Raw genomic sequence first — 16407 nt, forward strand, 5'->3', positions numbered from 1 at the left:
CAACGCCAAATGTGACTTTGAAATACCTGTTATAACGCGGAAATAAACCACGGTATCGCAAAACGCCTGTGATTCATACTAATAGCTCATTTTACAGCGATAAATAACTGATAGACAGCCTTTCTATTCGAGGTAAGCAGGGGTAAAAAACCGGCAATGAATCAAACGGAAATGTATATTCACGCAAACACAAATTGCGTGAATCACGGTATTTAACAAACCGATATTTCCCGGTAAGAAATCAACCAATTTTTACTTGTTATATAATAAGGGATCAAACGAAGTCAAAAGCTCCTGGAAAAAATAGCAGTTACATGTGATTTTTTATCATCACCGATATAATACGGTAAATTTGTACCGATATTCACGCAGTTTTAATTTCATCTATCTACAAAAAAGAAGGACAAATACACGGGTTTTATATTACATAAAACTATATATGACCTGATCACATAGTAATTATAAATTTATTATGTTTGTAATGTTATGATAATCATAAGATTACAACAATATCCCTATGCTTTTAAGCCTAGTTTTAGGTCGTTAACGAGATTCAATAAACCTAAAATACATATCTTATGTCAGCCGCAAAAATCATGAAAGCAGGTCAGTTCGTAGACGACAAACACGTGTCGATGTTACGGGAGAACTACAGGGAAAACAGGTGGAGAGCCAACTCTGAACGCCTGGGAAAACCTGATTCACTCAGTGTATGGTACAGTCTGGACGAGCTGAAACAATTTATACAGACGGCAGAAGCTGCCGGTGCGGACGGGATCAGGGTTTATTTTGGTGTATATCCTTCTGTATTTCCTGAAAATATTCTGCTTCAGGACAGGCAAACTATCGTTTTTGTGGGTACGCAGCAGAAACAAAGTGCGACCGGTAAAACTGAGAACAAAGACCTGTATATTTCCACGCCTAAGGGGCCGGAGATCATGGCCTTTAATTATGGATTGCCCTGCCCTCCTGCCTGTGTAGGCCCGGATAGACGTGAAATTTATAAAATTGATGAGCCTCATCTTGCCGCAAAATAACGTTTCCTCCTTCCATATAAATCATTCTCCAAGCTGCCGGATAATGTTCCGGCAGCTTTTTATCGTGTTATAAAAATTATTTTAACTCCACTTTCATTAATTTACCAACCGCATTTAAGTCATTAGTAACCTTTAAAAATATCTGCCACCAATATTCTATGTCCTCCGTACATACATATATGCTCTTAATTTCTAAAGCGTTCATATACCGACTACCTATGCATGTGTTTATCATCATTATCTGTTTTCTCATAGCATTGCTCGCAAAGCTTCAGAAAAACCCTCCACGATACCTGAATACATTCATTTTATATATACTGACAACTATTGCCGTGGAAATGGTAGCATGGTGGTTCAGCGTACATAATAAACGTAATCTGATCATTTATAATTTTTATACAACTATTAACTTTACCTACCTGATCTTTTTACTTCGTTCCTTTTTGAACAACGTGAAAGTGGTGAAGGTACTGGGAGTATTGATGTTTGTATATCCCGTGTTTGCATTGGTTAACATGTTCCTTATTCAGGGAGCAAACACTGTTTTCAATACCTACACATTTTTATCGGGTTGCGTAATAGTTGTAACAGCCAGTATTTGCTACTTCTATGAACGCATTAAATATCCCGGCACCCATAGTCTTTTAAAAGAGCCTGCTTTCTGGGTATCCACCGGCCTCCTCTTTTTTTACACCTGCAGTCCACCACTGACAGGCGTACTGAATGCCATATCATTAATGCCATTTTATAACTATAAAACCCTTTATATCATCAACCTTATGGTAAATATTATCCTATATTTATTGTTTAGTATTTCCTTCATATGCAATCTGATTTTCAGGAGGTATTCCTAGTCATATTTACGTCCCTGTTCCTACTTGTGTTACTGGTGGGCTTCATCATTATTATGTTGATACTCAACCAAAAGAGCAGGCAGGCACAAGTACAGGAGCTCAGATTGATGGAGGAAAGGTATGAACAGGAACTATTAAGATCACAACTGGAAATCCAGGAAAATGTTTTCGGACACCTTTCCCAGGAGATTCACGACAATATAGGACAGTCGCTCACTTTTGTAGCACTTTCCCTGTTAACCGTACCAGTGGACAACAACAGCGAGGCACACGAATATATAGAAGAGAGCAGGAAAGCCCTACAAAAAGCCATTACTGAATTAAGAGATCTTTCACGGAGTTTACACACCGACCGCGTTACGGAAATAGGCCTTGCCAACTCCATTGACTTTGAACTGGAGAGACTGAAAAGGACCAATTTGTACGAAACTTCTTTTAATTTTGCCGACGTAAGGAACCTGCTGGACCATCAGACCGAAATCATACTTTTCCGCATTGTTCAGGAAATGCTCAATAACATTGTTAAGCATGCGAAAGCTTCTAAAGTAGAAGTCAGACTTTCCCATAAAACAGATATCATCATCCTCGAAATCAAGGACAATGGTGTCGGCTTCGATCCCGAAGCACTGTTTGCAAAACAGGAAAGATTGAAAGGCCTTGGATTAATGAACATTCGAAAAAGAGCGTCTCTGATAGGAGGCACATTCCATATCAATAGTGCGAAGAATAGCGGCACCGCCATTCGGATCACTATACCAATAAACAAAGAGTCATTACATGAGCATAACCAGGAAAGCGAAATATAGTGTTGCAATTGCCGATGACCATGTGCTGGTAAGAAAGGCACTTGGCCGACTGATTAATACCTTTACTGATTACTTCATTCTGTTTGAAGCCAGTAATGGGGAAGAAGTCATCAAGATCATCAATAATCGTGAGTTACAATTGCCCGATATACTTATCCTCGATGTTAACATGCCGGGTATGAACGGTTACGAAACTGCTGCCTGGATCAATAACCATTTCCCTCAGATCAAAGTATTAGCGCTCTCTATGCTCAACGACGAGTCCGTGATCATTAAAATGCTGAAGTCAGGTGCGAAGGGTTATATCATGAAAAACGTGGAGCCCGATGATCTTAAAGAAGCATTTGACTCTATCATCAAGAAGGATTTTTATTTACCCGATTATATCTCCGGCAAAGTGATTTCCGGGCTGCAGAAAGATGTACTGTCCCTCAGTGAAAAGATCGAACTGACGCCTAAGGAAAAGACATTCCTGCAATTCCTTTGTACAGAACTCTCCTACAAAGAAATAGCCCAGAAAATGTTTGTCAGTCCGCGTACCATTGACGACTACAAAAGCAGTCTGTGTGACAAGCTGAAAGTGAAGACCCGGGTGGGCCTTGTTATTTTCGGTATCCGATACGGCCTGATAGATATCAATACTGATTAAAGCGCGTGATCTCTCTTCACTGACTTGCCCGTCCATGCTTTCTGTGCGGTCCACTCCTCCGGAGCTGCTGTCCAGAAAGCATTTTCTTTGGGCAGACCCAAAGCGAGAAAGCCTGTTGTACACAGGTACAAGCTGCCCGTCGATGTATAGACATCTGCTATCTCTGGCTGATGACCACAAAAACCCAGTTGCAGCCAGCCATTCCCATCAAATGTCCCAGGTACCTCAAAGATCCGTTTCATCACGGCTGTCAGCGCGCTCCGCACCTGTCCTGGTGACAATGACGTGGGCAACTGTTCATGTAATGCCAGCTGTACCAAAGGTTGAAACACGGCATTACGATAGGTCATAGAGCGTCCTACTACGGGAAAGGTTCCTTCGGGCGATATCATCCGTTCCTGTATCTCTCCATAACGTTGCATCCGGGTGATAGCCTGCTGATATTCTTTCACATTCCCCTTACCTGCGTCAGCCAGCACTTTGAGTATATCAGTCAGCATCGGCTGGATAACAAACCCATTGTAGTAATCAAAATGAAACTCTGCGCCATCTCCATACATGCCGTCCCCCTTGTACCACTCCTGGTGTTTCTTCACCGCATAATCTATCCGCATGCCGTCCCACTCTTCGCCGAATAATAACAAAGCAGCTTCGATGATCGCCGCAAACAATAGCCAGTTGTTATAACCCGGCCGGATACTGCGCAAACTTTTAAAACCCGCCACTACCTGCTGTTTTACCGTGTCGGGTAATGGCTGCCATAACTGCTTCGGTGCCCGGAGAAAAGCATGTGCCAGGAATGCGCCATCTACTAACGGCTGTCCATCAAACTGTCCGGTAAAGTTCATGTGATCCGGGCCACCAGGTAACACGGATTGCGCTGTTCCCTTCAATGCGTAATCAATGAAACGCGCCCGTATTTTCCCTTCTTCACTACCATCAGCACCCAGTTCCAGCCAGGGAGCTATCCCTGCCATAGTACGCCCGAAAGCCTCCAGGTAAATGACTTTCTCCACCGGCTTGTTATACCCAGGTGCTACTTCCAGCGGCATTTGCTGACGCAGTTTTCCCACAGCCAGGTTTTTCATTACCGGCTCGCAGATCCGTGTCAGTAACGTTGTCCAGTAGGCACGGTCAGCCGTTATAACAGGACTTCCTGCTAGCTTTGTATCAGCCTGCAGGAAGTGTCCTGGTTGTACCGCCCCTACCATACCAGCAAGTGGAACAGCTTTTATAAAATGACGTCTATGCATTATTTCACCCATTGTTTATACCGTAATAATGCTTCCACAAAGTAGTAGTCAGCATAGGTCAGTGGCACATCTACTTCTGAGTTATGCGGAATAGATCCTACGCTGTGCATCAGTATAAAGTTGTTATTATCGCCTTCTTTCGCCAGGTATGCCGGACTGCTCAGGCTTACCAGCATTTTCTCTGCTGCATTCCAGTACCTGGTAGACGTCTCACCTTTCGTATAGCGGCTTAATTCCAGTAAGGCAGATGCAGCTACGGCACCTGCAGATGCATCTCTCGGTGCATTGGGAATACCCGGAGCATCATAGTCCCAGTATGGGATCAGGTCTTCGGGCATACGGGGATGGTTCAGTATATAATCTGCTATATGTTGTGCTTGTGCCAGATAAGCTTTGTTTTTTGTATCCCGGTACATCATGGTGTATCCATACAGTCCCCATGCCTGTCCACGCGACCATGCAGAAGTATCATTCGCTCCCTGGGCGGTATTTCTTGCAAGTACAGCCCCATTAGTCGTATCATATCCGATAACATGGAAAGAGCTGTAATCTTTTCTGAAATGATGCTTCATAGTTGTATTCGCATGTGTGCGGGAGATGCGGTCAAAAGACGGGTCTTTGCTGACGCGTGTAGCCCAGTTCAGCAACTCCAGGTTCATCATGTTATCAATGATCACCGGGAACTGCCATTTGCCATGGTCCCAGGATTTGATACAACCCACCGTGGGATTAAATCGGGTAGACAGCGAGCGTGCACTGGTAAGCAGTACTTCTTTATACTTCGGATCTTTCGTGATACGGTAAGCATTACCGGCACTGCAATAGAGCATAAATCCAAGATCATGCGTACCCTTATTGTTCTTTTCCACTTCCACCTGCGCAGTACGTTTCAGCGCTTCCTGTTTAAGGGCATTGTCTTTAGAATATTCATACAGATACCAGAGTGTACCCGGATAAAATCCAGCCGTCCACCAATTGGTCTTAGCAGTAACGAAACTACCATCCTTACTGTTGGTAGTACGTGGCAATACACTGTCAGGCACATGCTGCATCATCAGCTTATACTGACGCACAGCAAGGTCCAGTGTTTTGTCGGCCATAGAGATCATTTGCTGTTTTTGGCTGCTCTGTTGGGCATAGACAGCAGCGCCCGACAGCAGGAATGCACAGAAAAGAAGTGGTAATTTTTTCATCTCGTGTAATTTTTATCCGCAGTACAAATTGTGCGGTTACTAACCAATTATTTTTACGCAATCGTTTGCATGTATATATAAAAAGAAAGGCAGAGCTGCCGGCAGACAGCGATCCTGCCGTTATTTTATTTTCTTTTTAACGCTCGTCTTTCGTGTTGATACGGTTGCTGCAGAAGAAGCACGTTCTATCAACTGAATAGGTACGATCTCTTCAGAGTATTTCTGTGGTACACCTGGTTGCTGCATAAGTTCAAGTAATGCAGCGGCCACCCGTTCTCCCATCAGTAATGGAAACTGATCTACTGACGTAATGGAAGGTGTGATGATCTCCGCACGTGGGTCATTGGAGTAGCCAACGATCTTAATGTCTTCGGGTACACGCAGGTTCAGCTTACGGCAATATTCCAGTATAGTGATGGCGGTCGTATCATTCGCAGCAAAGATCCCATCTGGCCAAGGCTTTTGTGCAAAGATCTTCTCACACGCCTGCCATGCGTTTTCCCTGGTCAGCTCCTGGTAAAATATTCTTGATTTTTTGAACGGTATCTTATGTTTCCGCAGGGCATTTTTATACCCCGCTACACGGTCTATATACAGATTACAGGTCAATGGACCGGAGATATGCACAATATCAGTACACCCCTTTTCGATCAGGTGTTCCGTAACTGTATATCCACCCAGGTAATCATCGCCTTTCACTACTTTCACCTGATAGTCTTTGGGTACCCGATCAAAGAATACCAGGGGTATATTATTATCCTTGAAGATATCGAAGTGAGAAAAGTCCGTGGTATATAGTGTACTTGATACCACCAGCGCTTCAATCCTTGTGGAATAAAGTGTTTCAGCCAGTGCGATCTCCTGTTCCAGCGAATCGTTAGACTGACAGATCAACACGTGATAACCATGCTCATGGAGTTTATTCTGTATAACTGTACTGATAGTCGCGGGAAAGAACATAGAGATACGCGGCACAACAAGTCCGATGGTGCGGCTTCTGTTGTTACGCAGCCCGGCGGCCATGGCATTGGGACGATATCCCAGCTTGTTAGCCATCTTCTTTACCTTCTCTTTTGTTCTGGCACTGATATTCGGATGATCGTTCAGTGCCCGGGAAACAGTAGAAATGGAAAGTTTCAGCTCTTCCGCAATATCAACAATTGTCTTTTCTGTTCTTTTGCTCATAAATCAGTATATAGGTGCAGTTATCGCCCCATCCATCCACCATCCACAGTGAGTATCGTACCATGTACATAGTCAGATGCAGCAGACGCAAGGAATACTACCGGACCTTTGAAGTCAGCCGGTTCTCCCCATCTGCCAGCAGGAATACGCTCCAGTATGGAAGCACTGCGTTTTTCGTCGGCACGTAATGCAGCTGTATTATCTGTTGCGATATAACCTGGTGCAATTGCATTCACATTCACCCCCTGACCTGCCCATTCATTGGCAAATGCCTTTACCAGCGAACCCACGGCTCCTTTGCTGGCGGCATATCCGGGTACATTGATACCACCCTGGAAAGTGAGTAGCGATGCCGTAAAGATAATCTTTCCGCTGCCACGTGCGATCATTCCCTTACCGATTTCACGGGTAAGAATGAACTGAGCATTCAGGTTAATATTGATCACCTCATCCCAGTATTCGTCCGGATGCTCGGCAGCCGGCTTTCTCATGATAGTACCGGCATTATTAACAAGTATATCCACCACCGGATGTTGTGCAGTCACTTCTTTGATGAACTGATAAAGCGTTTCACGGTTGCCCATATCACACTGATAACCGTAGAACTTACGTCCGGCGGCATTTACCGCTTTTTCTACTTCACTGCCTTCTTTTTCCAGAGAGGCAGATACGCCAATGACATCCGCGCCAGCTTCTGCCAGTGCTACTGCCATGCCCATACCGATACCTCTTTTACAACCTGTTACCAGCGCTGTTTTTCCTGTCAGATCAAAAGACTGTAAGATCATATGATTGTAATACTGTTTTTACTGATTGATGTCGATTTCCAGCGGAGCATTCAGTTTATCTGCGAATGTTTGCAGGTAGGTAAACCATCCTGCGGCGTTGGTATACATGCCGGCCTTGTTCCAGGCCGCTCCGAAATAATACACAAATGGTTCCTGTACATTGATAGTGGTAGTGGCGAGCAAATGCTGTCCGGTCAGCAGCATACGTTGCTTCTTTGCGGGCACGATCATGCCAAGTCCAGTAATACCGTCCTGACCATGTTCCGGTTCCCAGTACCCCACGACACCGTTCTTCTCATCCAGCAGCATGGTACCCTGCTGCATCCTTCTCACAATACCAGTTGCAACAGGTAGTATATCCCCTGCCGATAATTTGTATTGTACACTCATTTTATTTAACTGTGAACCTGCATCCAGCGAGATCGTTTTTATCACGGAAACAGTGTTCCTCCCCGCTTGCCATGGCTCATATCCCAGCTGAAAAGTGCAGCGTAAAGGACCACTGTCCAGTACTTTCCATGTCCTGTAGTGACGCGGGAAATAGATAGAATCATTGAAATACGGAGCAATATCACCAGCGCCCAATGTCAGGCCTACGGAATAATAGTCAAGTCCGTCGCCATTATCATGATGGTAATCGTTGGTCTTATACCATTTGTTGACGATGAGTTCAGGAGTTCGTTTCACCCATACATCAATACCATGTGCATTTTCAGCCGGAAAATTCTCTAATGCAGCACCATACATACGAAAGGCAATACGATCATTCTCCCATGCAAAGTCATCCTTACGCTCAGGCACAAAACGTGCATAGGTACGTGGTTTTACATTGGAAGGAGTGCCAGGTACAGCTGCTATTACGATACTGCTGTTAGCCGGAATGCTTACCTGCACCAGCAACAACTGAGGCTGCGGCGTCCCTTCGTAGGTTAGCTGATAAGGCAGTTCCTTACCCGTCTTTTTATTGATGATCTTAAAAGTACCGGCCAGTCCCTGCAATTTTGCATAAGGTATTTCCACAATCTCGGCTGAGCGGGCGATGGCAGATGGGTTCTTTATAGTAATGCTTACCGCAGCCGTTTGTTCTTTATCCGTGGAACCGGCTGCCAGGGCTGTGTGCCACAGCCCTGCCGCCATTAACAACAATAATATCCGCTTCATGATAGTTATTTGAGATCAGGTACTGCGCATACGTCCATATCTCCATAGTCCAGGTTCTCACCAGCCATACCCCAGATAAAGGTATAATTGCTGGTACCTGCACCGGAGTGTATCGACCAGGGGGGGGAAATCACTGCCTGCTCGTTCTGCATCCAGATATGCCTTGTTTCCTGCGGTTGCCCCCAGAAGTGACATACAGACTGCCCCTGTGGCACCTCAAAATAAAAATACACTTCCATACGCCTGTCATGTGTGTGAGCAGGCATGGTATTCCATACGCTGCCTGGTTTCAGCTCGGTCATCCCCATCTGCAGCTGGCACGTAGGTAACACAGTACTGACAAGCAGTTTATTGATGGTACGGTGATTGGATGTTTCCATTGCCCCTAATGTCACGACTTCCGCGTCTTTACGGGTAACGTGGCGGGTAGGATATTCATGATGTGCAGGCGTAGAGTTCAGATAGAACTTCGCAGGTGCAGCACTGTCTTTACTGCCGAAGGAGAGGTCTTTCTTTCCTTTACCTACATACAGGGCTTCCTTGAAGCCTATTTCATATGTTTCTCCATCTACAGTAACCACACCGGCACCACCTACGTTGATGATGCCCAGCTCCCTTCTTTCCAGGAAAAAAGCGGCTTTGAACTGATCGGGAGGGGTCAGCTGTAATGCTTTGCTAACCGGGTAGATACCACCGGTCACGAAGCGGTCATAGTGACTGTATACCAGTTTAATTTCATCCTGTACGAACAGCTGTTCTATCAAAAGCGCCTTTCTGGTCTGGGCTGTATTCCAGCTCAGTACTTCCGCCGGGCTGGAGGCATACCTCGTTTCTGCAGTCATATTACGACATATTAGGTTTGGAAATGATAATAAATTATGGGGATGCTGTATCAGTGCATCTTTTTCATAACCTGCATGAAAGATAGCGCATAATGCCGAAAAATGCAAACGTTTGCATAAAATACCGGCAAACCCGGAACTGCTAAACTTATGGTGCTAAAATATTTTAGCTGACACTGATACGATCCTGACTGTTTCAAAGGCAAAAAGTTATCATAGATTAATATTTTAGTATTAACAGCGGGTAAGGTTATTTCATACTTTAGCTTATTATGAACACTTTTCTACAAATACATCCTGACGACAATGTACTGGTTGCTCTGCAAGACCTCCCACAGGGCACCGAGGTTGGGTTTAATGGTTCCACAATTACTTTACTCAAAGACGTTCCCGCTAAGCATAAATTCATGATCACCGATGTACAAAGCGGCGATCCTATTACTATGTACGGTGTACTGGTTGGTAAAGCTAATACGCCTATTCACCAGGGTGAGATCATTACCACCACCAATATTGTCCATGACGCTAACGCTTTTCACGAGAAAGAAGGCAATATCGAATGGCAAAAACCTGATGTCAGCAAATGGAAAGACCGCACCTTTATGGGCTATCCGCGTAAGGATGGGCAGGTAGGTACCCGCAACTACTGGCTGGTAATACCAATGGTCTTCTGTGAAAACCGCAATGTCAGCGTCATTAAAACTGCTTTTGAAAAAGGCCTCGGCTTTGCTCCTACTGAAGTATACAATGAGCAGGTGCAGGATCTGGTTTCCCTCTACAAGAGTGGGAACCTCAATGCCATCAAGACTTACAAAGCAACAGCTGTCACTGACAAGACCACACGTAACACTGTATTCCCTAACATTGACGGTGTTAAGTTCCTGATGCACGAAGGCGGTTGCGGCGGTACACGCCAGGACTCAGATGCGCTCTGTGCCCTGCTGGCCGGCTACATCCACCATCCGAACGTAGCAGGCGCTACTGTGTTAAGTCTGGGTTGCCAGCACGCACAGGTATCCATCCTGAAAGATGCACTGCATAAACTGAATCCAAACTTTGACAAGCCTGTCCTGGTATTTGAACAGCAGAAAAGTTCTTCTGAATTCGATATGCTGTCTGATGCTATCAGGGACACCTTCCTGGCACTGATCGAAGCCGATAAGGAACCTCGTCAGCCAAGCCCGCTGAACAAGCTGGTCATTGGCCTGGAGTGCGGTGGTTCCGACGGATTCTCTGGTATCTCTGCTAATCCGGCTGTCGGTCATACTTCTGACCTGCTGGTAGCAATGGGTGGTACCTCTATCCTCTCTGAGTTCCCTGAGCTGTGTGGTGTTGAACAGGAACTGATCAACCGTTGTATAGAAAAAGATACAGCTGATAAATTCATCCGCATCATGCGGGCATATGAAAGCCAGGCAGAATCTGTAGGGTCCGGCTTCTATATGAATCCTTCCCCGGGCAATATCAAAGACGGTCTGATCACTGATGCGATCAAGTCCGCCGGTGCTGCCAAAAAGGGTGGTATCTCTCCTGTAGTGGATGTACTCGACTATACTGAATATGTGACGAAACCAGGTCTGAACCTCCTTTGTACGCCCGGTAACGATGTAGAATCCACTTCTGCAGAAGTTGGTTCCGGTGCGAACATTGTATTGTTCACGACAGGTCTGGGTACACCTACCGGTAACCCGATCGCGCCTGTTGTAAAACTGGCTACCAATACCAAACTGGCTACACGCATGCCCGACATCATAGATATCAACACAGGTACTATTATCAGTGGTGAAAAAACGATTGAAGAAATGGGTGAAGACATCCTTGAGTATCTTATTAAGGCTGCCAGCGGAGAGATAAAAACCAAAGCGGAACAACTGAACCAGGATGACTTTATTCCATGGAAACGTGGCGTTAGTCTTTAAGCTATCATAGTCTTTATATACAGCAAAGGGTCCGCCATTGGTGGACCCTTTGCTGTATATCATTTAGATATCCACCTGTTCCATTTTCGGTGCAAACAGATGCATGATTCCCCACGCCAGCAAGTACATCGACCCACTTATCAAAAACAGGATATTGTATCCTGTACCAATGTCACCCTGTTCTTTATAATAGTCCAGCAGAAAGCCTGCAAATATCGGGAACAGACTTCCTCCTATAGAACCAGCCATCCCGCCGATACCTACTACAGAGCTAACCGCATATTTCGGGAACATATCTGAAGCGGTGGTGAATATATTAGCGGACCATGCCTGGTGTGCCGCAGCAGCTAAGCTGATCAGTCCTACCACTACCCATATGTTATTCGTGCTTTTAGCAAACATGATAGGCACGACACAGATTGCGAAAAGCAACATAGATGTCTTACGCGCCCTGAACACCGGCCATCCTTTTTTAATCAGCCACGAAGACAGGTAACCGCCACCAATACTACCAACAGTAGTAGCGGTGTAGATCACGAATAACTGCAGATTGGGCTTCTTAAAGTCAAGATTGAAGGTAGTCGCAAAGTACGATGGCAACCAGAACAGGAAGAACCACCAGATTGGGTCTGTGAGCATTTTACCGAACACAAATGCCCATGTCTGTCTGACACCCAATAATTTACCCCAGCTGACACGTTTCTTTTCCGGAGGAGTATTAGCAGCTGCCACAGCCGCGGCAGTAACTGGTTTTACACCATCCGGCAACTCACCCGCATACGCTGCAGGCTTTTCCTCATCACTGTGGATATAGTCATATTCCGCCTGTGTCAGTTTTTTATGACGGGCAGGAATTTCATAGATAAAGATCCAGAATACCAGCCACACAAAACCGATCAAACCAGTCCATATAAACGCATGTTGCCAGCCATAGGTACCAGCTAACCAGGGTACCACGATAGGCGCAATAACAGCCCCTATATTAGCGCCTGAGTTGAAGATACCGGTTGCCAGTGCCCGTTCTTTTTTCGGGAACCACTCCGCTACTGATTTGATCGCTACAGGAAAGTTCCCTGACTCTCCCAGTCCCAGCGCCACACGCGCAAAACCAAATCCCATGGTGCTTTTTGCCAGTGCATGCGCCATGGCTGCAAAGCTCCATACCACAATGGATAATATATATCCCATCTTAGTGCCTATCCTGTCCACTAACCGGCCAAACAGTAACAACCCTATTGCATATGCTGCCGCAAAGGCGGACATCATGCCTCCGAAGTCTTTCTCCGACCATTCAAATTCGTCTGATAATATGGGTTTCAGCAAACCAATAACCTGCCGGTCTATGTAGTTAATAGTTGTAGCAAAAAACAGCAACGCACAAATGCGCCAGCGATATTTGCCAATTGTAGTGGAATCCATGCCTTTCATTTTGGAATTTATAAAGTGTTATCAATTTACAACACTCCGTCGAATAATGCAAACGTTTGCATATATTCCTGCTACATATGCTTTTTGCATATGTATACTTTATTTCAAACGTTGATCGTGAATAGCTCAAAGAATATTGAGACTGTTTGTGCTATGTACAGGCTGCTGCGTAAATAACATGATCATCAGTCACGTAGCAACCTGTCGGGTCAGCTGTTCATCAGGACACCTGCTGTATCAGGGTCACAAGATTGGTTAACTGTACTTTCAGTGCAGCCCAGTCCTTTTTGTCGATCAGTTCCTTGTTCAGCAGGTTAGATCCCATACCGACACATACGACACCGGCATCCAGCCATGATTTGATACTTTCTTTAGTAGGCTCTACTCCTCCGGTAGGCATAAACTTCATCTTCGGGAATAATGGTTTGATCGCTTTTACGAACCCTGGTCCTAACACATTTCCCGGAAACAGTTTGGTTAACGGTGCTTCATATCTTTCCGCCACAGCTATTTCTGAGGGTGTCATACATCCAGGTATCCAAACAATATTCTCTTCACGGCAACTCTCCGCCACACCTGCATCTATAATAGGGCTTACAATAAAATCTGCTCCCTCATGCGCAAAGACTTTTACATCTGCAGCTACTTTAATGGTGCCGATACCAAGATACATATCAGGCATCGTCTGTAACTTATGTTCACGCATGGCGGCAAAATTACGTTGTGCGTTGCCCCCACGATTAGTAAACTCAAATACTCTGATACCTGCATCATAGCAGGCCTGTAACACTGCTACACATACGGCGGCATCATCATGATAAAATACCGGGATTGCTTTACTACGCTCAAATGCTGCAATGATCTCTGCTGCTGGTACTGCCATGTCTATATCAGTTTTAAGATGTCTGCTTTTTCAGTTAAATTAAAATCTCCTTTCAGGAATAACTTTGACCATGCAGCGGCAGCTGCAAATGAAATCGTTTGCTGTGCATCCATTCCACTTACCTGCGCATGGATTAATCCTGCCATGAAACTATCACCACTCCCCACACGATCTACCACCTCATTGGTTTCATACTGTTTAGATACTTTCAGTTCCCCACCTTCATACCATGTTGCATAGTAGAGATTATGTGTAAAGGCATTGGAAAATCTGAATGTAAACGCTACCTGCCTGCAACGCGGGAATTTCTCTGTGATCTCCCTGGCTACAGATGCTGCTTCTGCGAGATAGGTTTCTTTTGTTGCTGTCTCCAGTGCAGCAGTATTTAATGCTGTACCCAGCATCTGATGTGACGCCCATATATTCCCCATCACTACATCACAGTACTGCACCAGTTCAGGCATCACAGCAAATGGCTGTTTACCATACTGCCATAACTTACTGCGGTAGTTCAGGTCTGTGGATATCTTCAGGCCTTTCCTGGATGCGGCTTCCAGTATTTCTTTACAGATAACTGCGGTCTCTTCATTCAATGCAGGGGTCAATGCGCTCCAGTGGAACCATTCGGCATCGCCTAACAGACTGTCCCAGTCTACTGTACCGGGTTGCAGCTGACTGAAGGAAGAATATTTTCTGTCATATACCACGCCTGCGTTTTTCAGATCAGTACCCTGCTCCAGGTAGTAGATACCAATACGGTCTCCTCCTTTCAGCATGCGATCTGTCGTTATGCCCAGCGATTCCAGCTGTTCCAGCACCTGCGTGGCGACGCCATTCTCAGGTACTTTACTGATATATGATACCGGTGTTCCCCAACGTGCAAGTGCTGCAGCTACATTCGCTTCTGCACCACCAACATACAGGGCTGCGCTATGTTTGTTCCATTCCGGTGACAGGCGCAATAATATTTCTCCAAAGGAAATAACTTTTACTGGCTTCATGATTTGTAGGTCTAAAATCCGAAATACGATCTGGCATTATTATAACTGATGTCCTGCACCATTTTGCCCAGCCATTTAATATCTGCTGGCAGCTCTCCATTCTCGACATCGTTACCTATGAGGTTACACAAAATACGGCGAAAATATTCATGACGGGAGTAGGACAGAAAACTTCTCGAATCAGTCAGCATCCCTACAAACCTGCTCAGCAAGCCCATATTGCTCAGGGTGTTGATCTGTTTTTCCATCCCGTCTTTCTGGTCGAGGAACCACCAGCCGGAACCGAACTGCATTTTTCCTGGTATAGTTCCGTCCTGGAAATTGCCTATCATTGTAGCGAAGACTTCATTGTAGGCGGGATTCAGGTTGTATACAACTGTCTTCGCCAGTTTATCCTGCTTATCTAACCTGTCAAAGAACACGGACATCGCCTGTGCTACCTGCCAGTCACCGATAGAATCTACGCCCGCATCAGCACCGATGCTGCGCAACAAACGGCTGTTATTATTTCGTATAGCACCTATATGGAACTGTTGTACCCATCCGCGCTCGTGATGCCATTCGCAGATGAATTGCAATGTGCCTGCTTTGAAACCATCAGCTTCGGTTGCTGTCAGCGCCTGGCCCTTACGTAATTTAGCATAGGCAGCTTCCAGGCTTTCAGCTGTAAAACTACCCGCGTAAAAGGTACTCAAACCATGATCTGCCAGCCGTCCGCCCTGCTCATGGAAATAGTCATGACGGCTACGCAAGGCTGCAATGAACTGACTGTAAGTATCTGTATTGATTCCAGCCACAGCACCCAGTTTATCAGCATAGGCGTTAAATGCTGCTACATCTTCTACACCTATTGTCTTATCGGGCCTGAATGTAGGCAGCACGCGTACCTGGAATCCTGACTGCCTGATAGCTTTATGATATTCCAGTGTATCACAGGGATCGTCTGTGGTACACAAGGTATCCACTTTAAAATGTCGTAGCAGCGCCTGTGTCGTCCATCGTGGCAGCTGCTCATTGCAATGCTGGTATACCCACTCAGCACTCTCCCCATCCAGCAACTGCTTCACACCAAATGGATTCAGCAGCTCCATATGTGTCCAGTGGTACAATGGGTTACGCATGGTATAAGGCACCGTCTCCGCCCACCGTCTGAACTTCTTATAATCATCCGCATTGCCTGTAATGTCTTCTTCTGCCACACCATTTGCGCGCATTGCTCTCCACTTGTAATGATCTCCTTTCAGCCACATGGCAGTCAGGTTTTCAAACTGGCGGTTGGACGCTATCTCATCAGGAGGCAGGTGATTATGATAATCGATGACAGGCATCTCTTTTGCATAATCGTGGAATAACTGTCTGGCTGTTTCTGTTTGCAACAGAAAGTCAGCATCTAAGAATTGTTTCATAA

15 protein-coding genes are annotated in these 16407 nt (G+C 45.4%); 5 read left to right on the forward strand and 10 right to left on the reverse strand.

The genetic code is table 11. The features are described 5' to 3' along the window. Positions 1-578: 578 nt before the first annotated feature. The 4 genes from GWR21_RS13465 to GWR21_RS13480 all read left to right on the forward strand — a co-directional run bounded on the left by GWR21_RS13465 (position 579) and on the right by GWR21_RS13480 (position 3346). Positions 579-1037 (forward strand): hypothetical protein, encoded by a 459-nt coding sequence (locus tag GWR21_RS13465; RefSeq protein ID WP_162332249.1) that lies wholly within the window; start codon positions 579-581, stop codon positions 1035-1037. 218 nt (positions 1038-1255) lie between these two features. Beyond that, complete coding sequence (locus GWR21_RS13470) at positions 1256-1891, forward strand: hypothetical protein (protein ID WP_162332250.1); 636 nt, start codon at positions 1256-1258, stop codon at positions 1889-1891. Then, positions 1861-2697 (forward strand): sensor histidine kinase, encoded by an 837-nt coding sequence (locus GWR21_RS13475; protein ID WP_162332251.1) that lies wholly within the window; start codon positions 1861-1863, stop codon positions 2695-2697. The genes GWR21_RS13470 and GWR21_RS13475 overlap by 31 nt, the downstream gene beginning before the upstream one ends. Further along, positions 2669-3346: a response regulator transcription factor gene (locus tag GWR21_RS13480; protein WP_012794385.1), complete on the forward strand. Its 678-nt coding sequence runs from the start codon at positions 2669-2671 to the stop codon at positions 3344-3346. The genes GWR21_RS13475 and GWR21_RS13480 overlap by 29 nt, the downstream gene beginning before the upstream one ends. Here the strand turns inward: GWR21_RS13480 and GWR21_RS13485 are convergent. From GWR21_RS13485 to kduI, 6 genes are all read right to left on the reverse strand, one after another. Then, entirely contained in the window at positions 3343-4599 is a 1257-nt protein-coding gene (locus GWR21_RS13485; RefSeq protein WP_162332252.1) for a DUF2264 domain-containing protein, read from the reverse strand. The genes GWR21_RS13480 and GWR21_RS13485 overlap by 4 nt on opposite strands. Beyond that, positions 4599-5792 (reverse strand): glycoside hydrolase family protein, encoded by a 1194-nt coding sequence (locus tag GWR21_RS13490; RefSeq protein ID WP_162332253.1) that lies wholly within the window; start codon positions 5790-5792, stop codon positions 4599-4601. The genes GWR21_RS13485 and GWR21_RS13490 overlap by 1 nt, the downstream gene beginning before the upstream one ends. Before the next feature lie 120 nt (positions 5793-5912). Then, positions 5913-6977, reverse strand: coding sequence for a LacI family DNA-binding transcriptional regulator (locus GWR21_RS13495; RefSeq protein ID WP_162332254.1), 1065 nt, complete (start codon positions 6975-6977; stop codon positions 5913-5915). 20 nt (positions 6978-6997) lie between these two features. Next, a complete protein-coding gene (gene kduD / locus GWR21_RS13500) occupies positions 6998-7762 on the reverse strand; it encodes a 2-dehydro-3-deoxy-D-gluconate 5-dehydrogenase KduD (RefSeq protein WP_262888501.1) in 765 nt (254 codons plus the stop codon). A 21-nt stretch (positions 7763-7783) separates the two neighbouring features. Beyond that, a complete protein-coding gene (locus tag GWR21_RS13505; RefSeq protein WP_162332256.1) occupies positions 7784-8926 on the reverse strand; it encodes a DUF4861 family protein in 1143 nt (380 codons plus the stop codon). Between the two features lie 5 nt (positions 8927-8931). Then, complete coding sequence (gene kduI, locus GWR21_RS13510; RefSeq protein WP_162332257.1) at positions 8932-9768, reverse strand: 5-dehydro-4-deoxy-D-glucuronate isomerase; 837 nt, start codon at positions 9766-9768, stop codon at positions 8932-8934. 272 nt (positions 9769-10040) lie between these two features. Between kduI and GWR21_RS13515 the strand changes: the two genes are divergently transcribed. Then, on the forward strand, positions 10041-11687 hold the full coding sequence (locus GWR21_RS13515) for a UxaA family hydrolase (RefSeq protein ID WP_162332258.1): 1647 nt from the start codon (positions 10041-10043) through the stop codon (positions 11685-11687). Positions 11688-11750: 63 nt separating this feature from the next. Here GWR21_RS13515 and GWR21_RS13520 read toward each other — a convergent pair whose 3' ends face one another. From GWR21_RS13520 to uxaC, 4 genes are all read right to left on the reverse strand, one after another. Next, positions 11751-13106 carry an MFS transporter gene (locus GWR21_RS13520; protein ID WP_238430361.1) on the reverse strand — a complete coding sequence of 452 codons (1356 nt, stop codon included), beginning with the start codon at positions 13104-13106 and terminating at the stop codon, positions 11751-11753. Positions 13107-13335: 229 nt separating this feature from the next. Continuing rightward, positions 13336-13998, reverse strand: a complete 663-nt coding sequence (locus GWR21_RS13525; protein WP_162332260.1) for a beta/alpha barrel domain-containing protein — start codon at positions 13996-13998, stop codon at positions 13336-13338. A 2-nt stretch (positions 13999-14000) separates the two neighbouring features. Continuing rightward, positions 14001-14999 carry a sugar kinase gene (locus GWR21_RS13530; RefSeq protein WP_162332261.1) on the reverse strand — a complete coding sequence of 333 codons (999 nt, stop codon included), beginning with the start codon at positions 14997-14999 and terminating at the stop codon, positions 14001-14003. Positions 15000-15010: 11 nt separating this feature from the next. After that, on the reverse strand, positions 15011-16405 hold the full coding sequence (uxaC, locus tag GWR21_RS13535) for a glucuronate isomerase (RefSeq protein ID WP_162332262.1): 1395 nt from the start codon (positions 16403-16405) through the stop codon (positions 15011-15013). Positions 16406-16407 lie beyond the last annotated feature (2 nt).

This window comes from Chitinophaga agri, from assembly GCF_010093065.1.
GTDB classification, from domain to species: Bacteria; Bacteroidota; Bacteroidia; order Chitinophagales; family Chitinophagaceae; genus Chitinophaga; species Chitinophaga agri.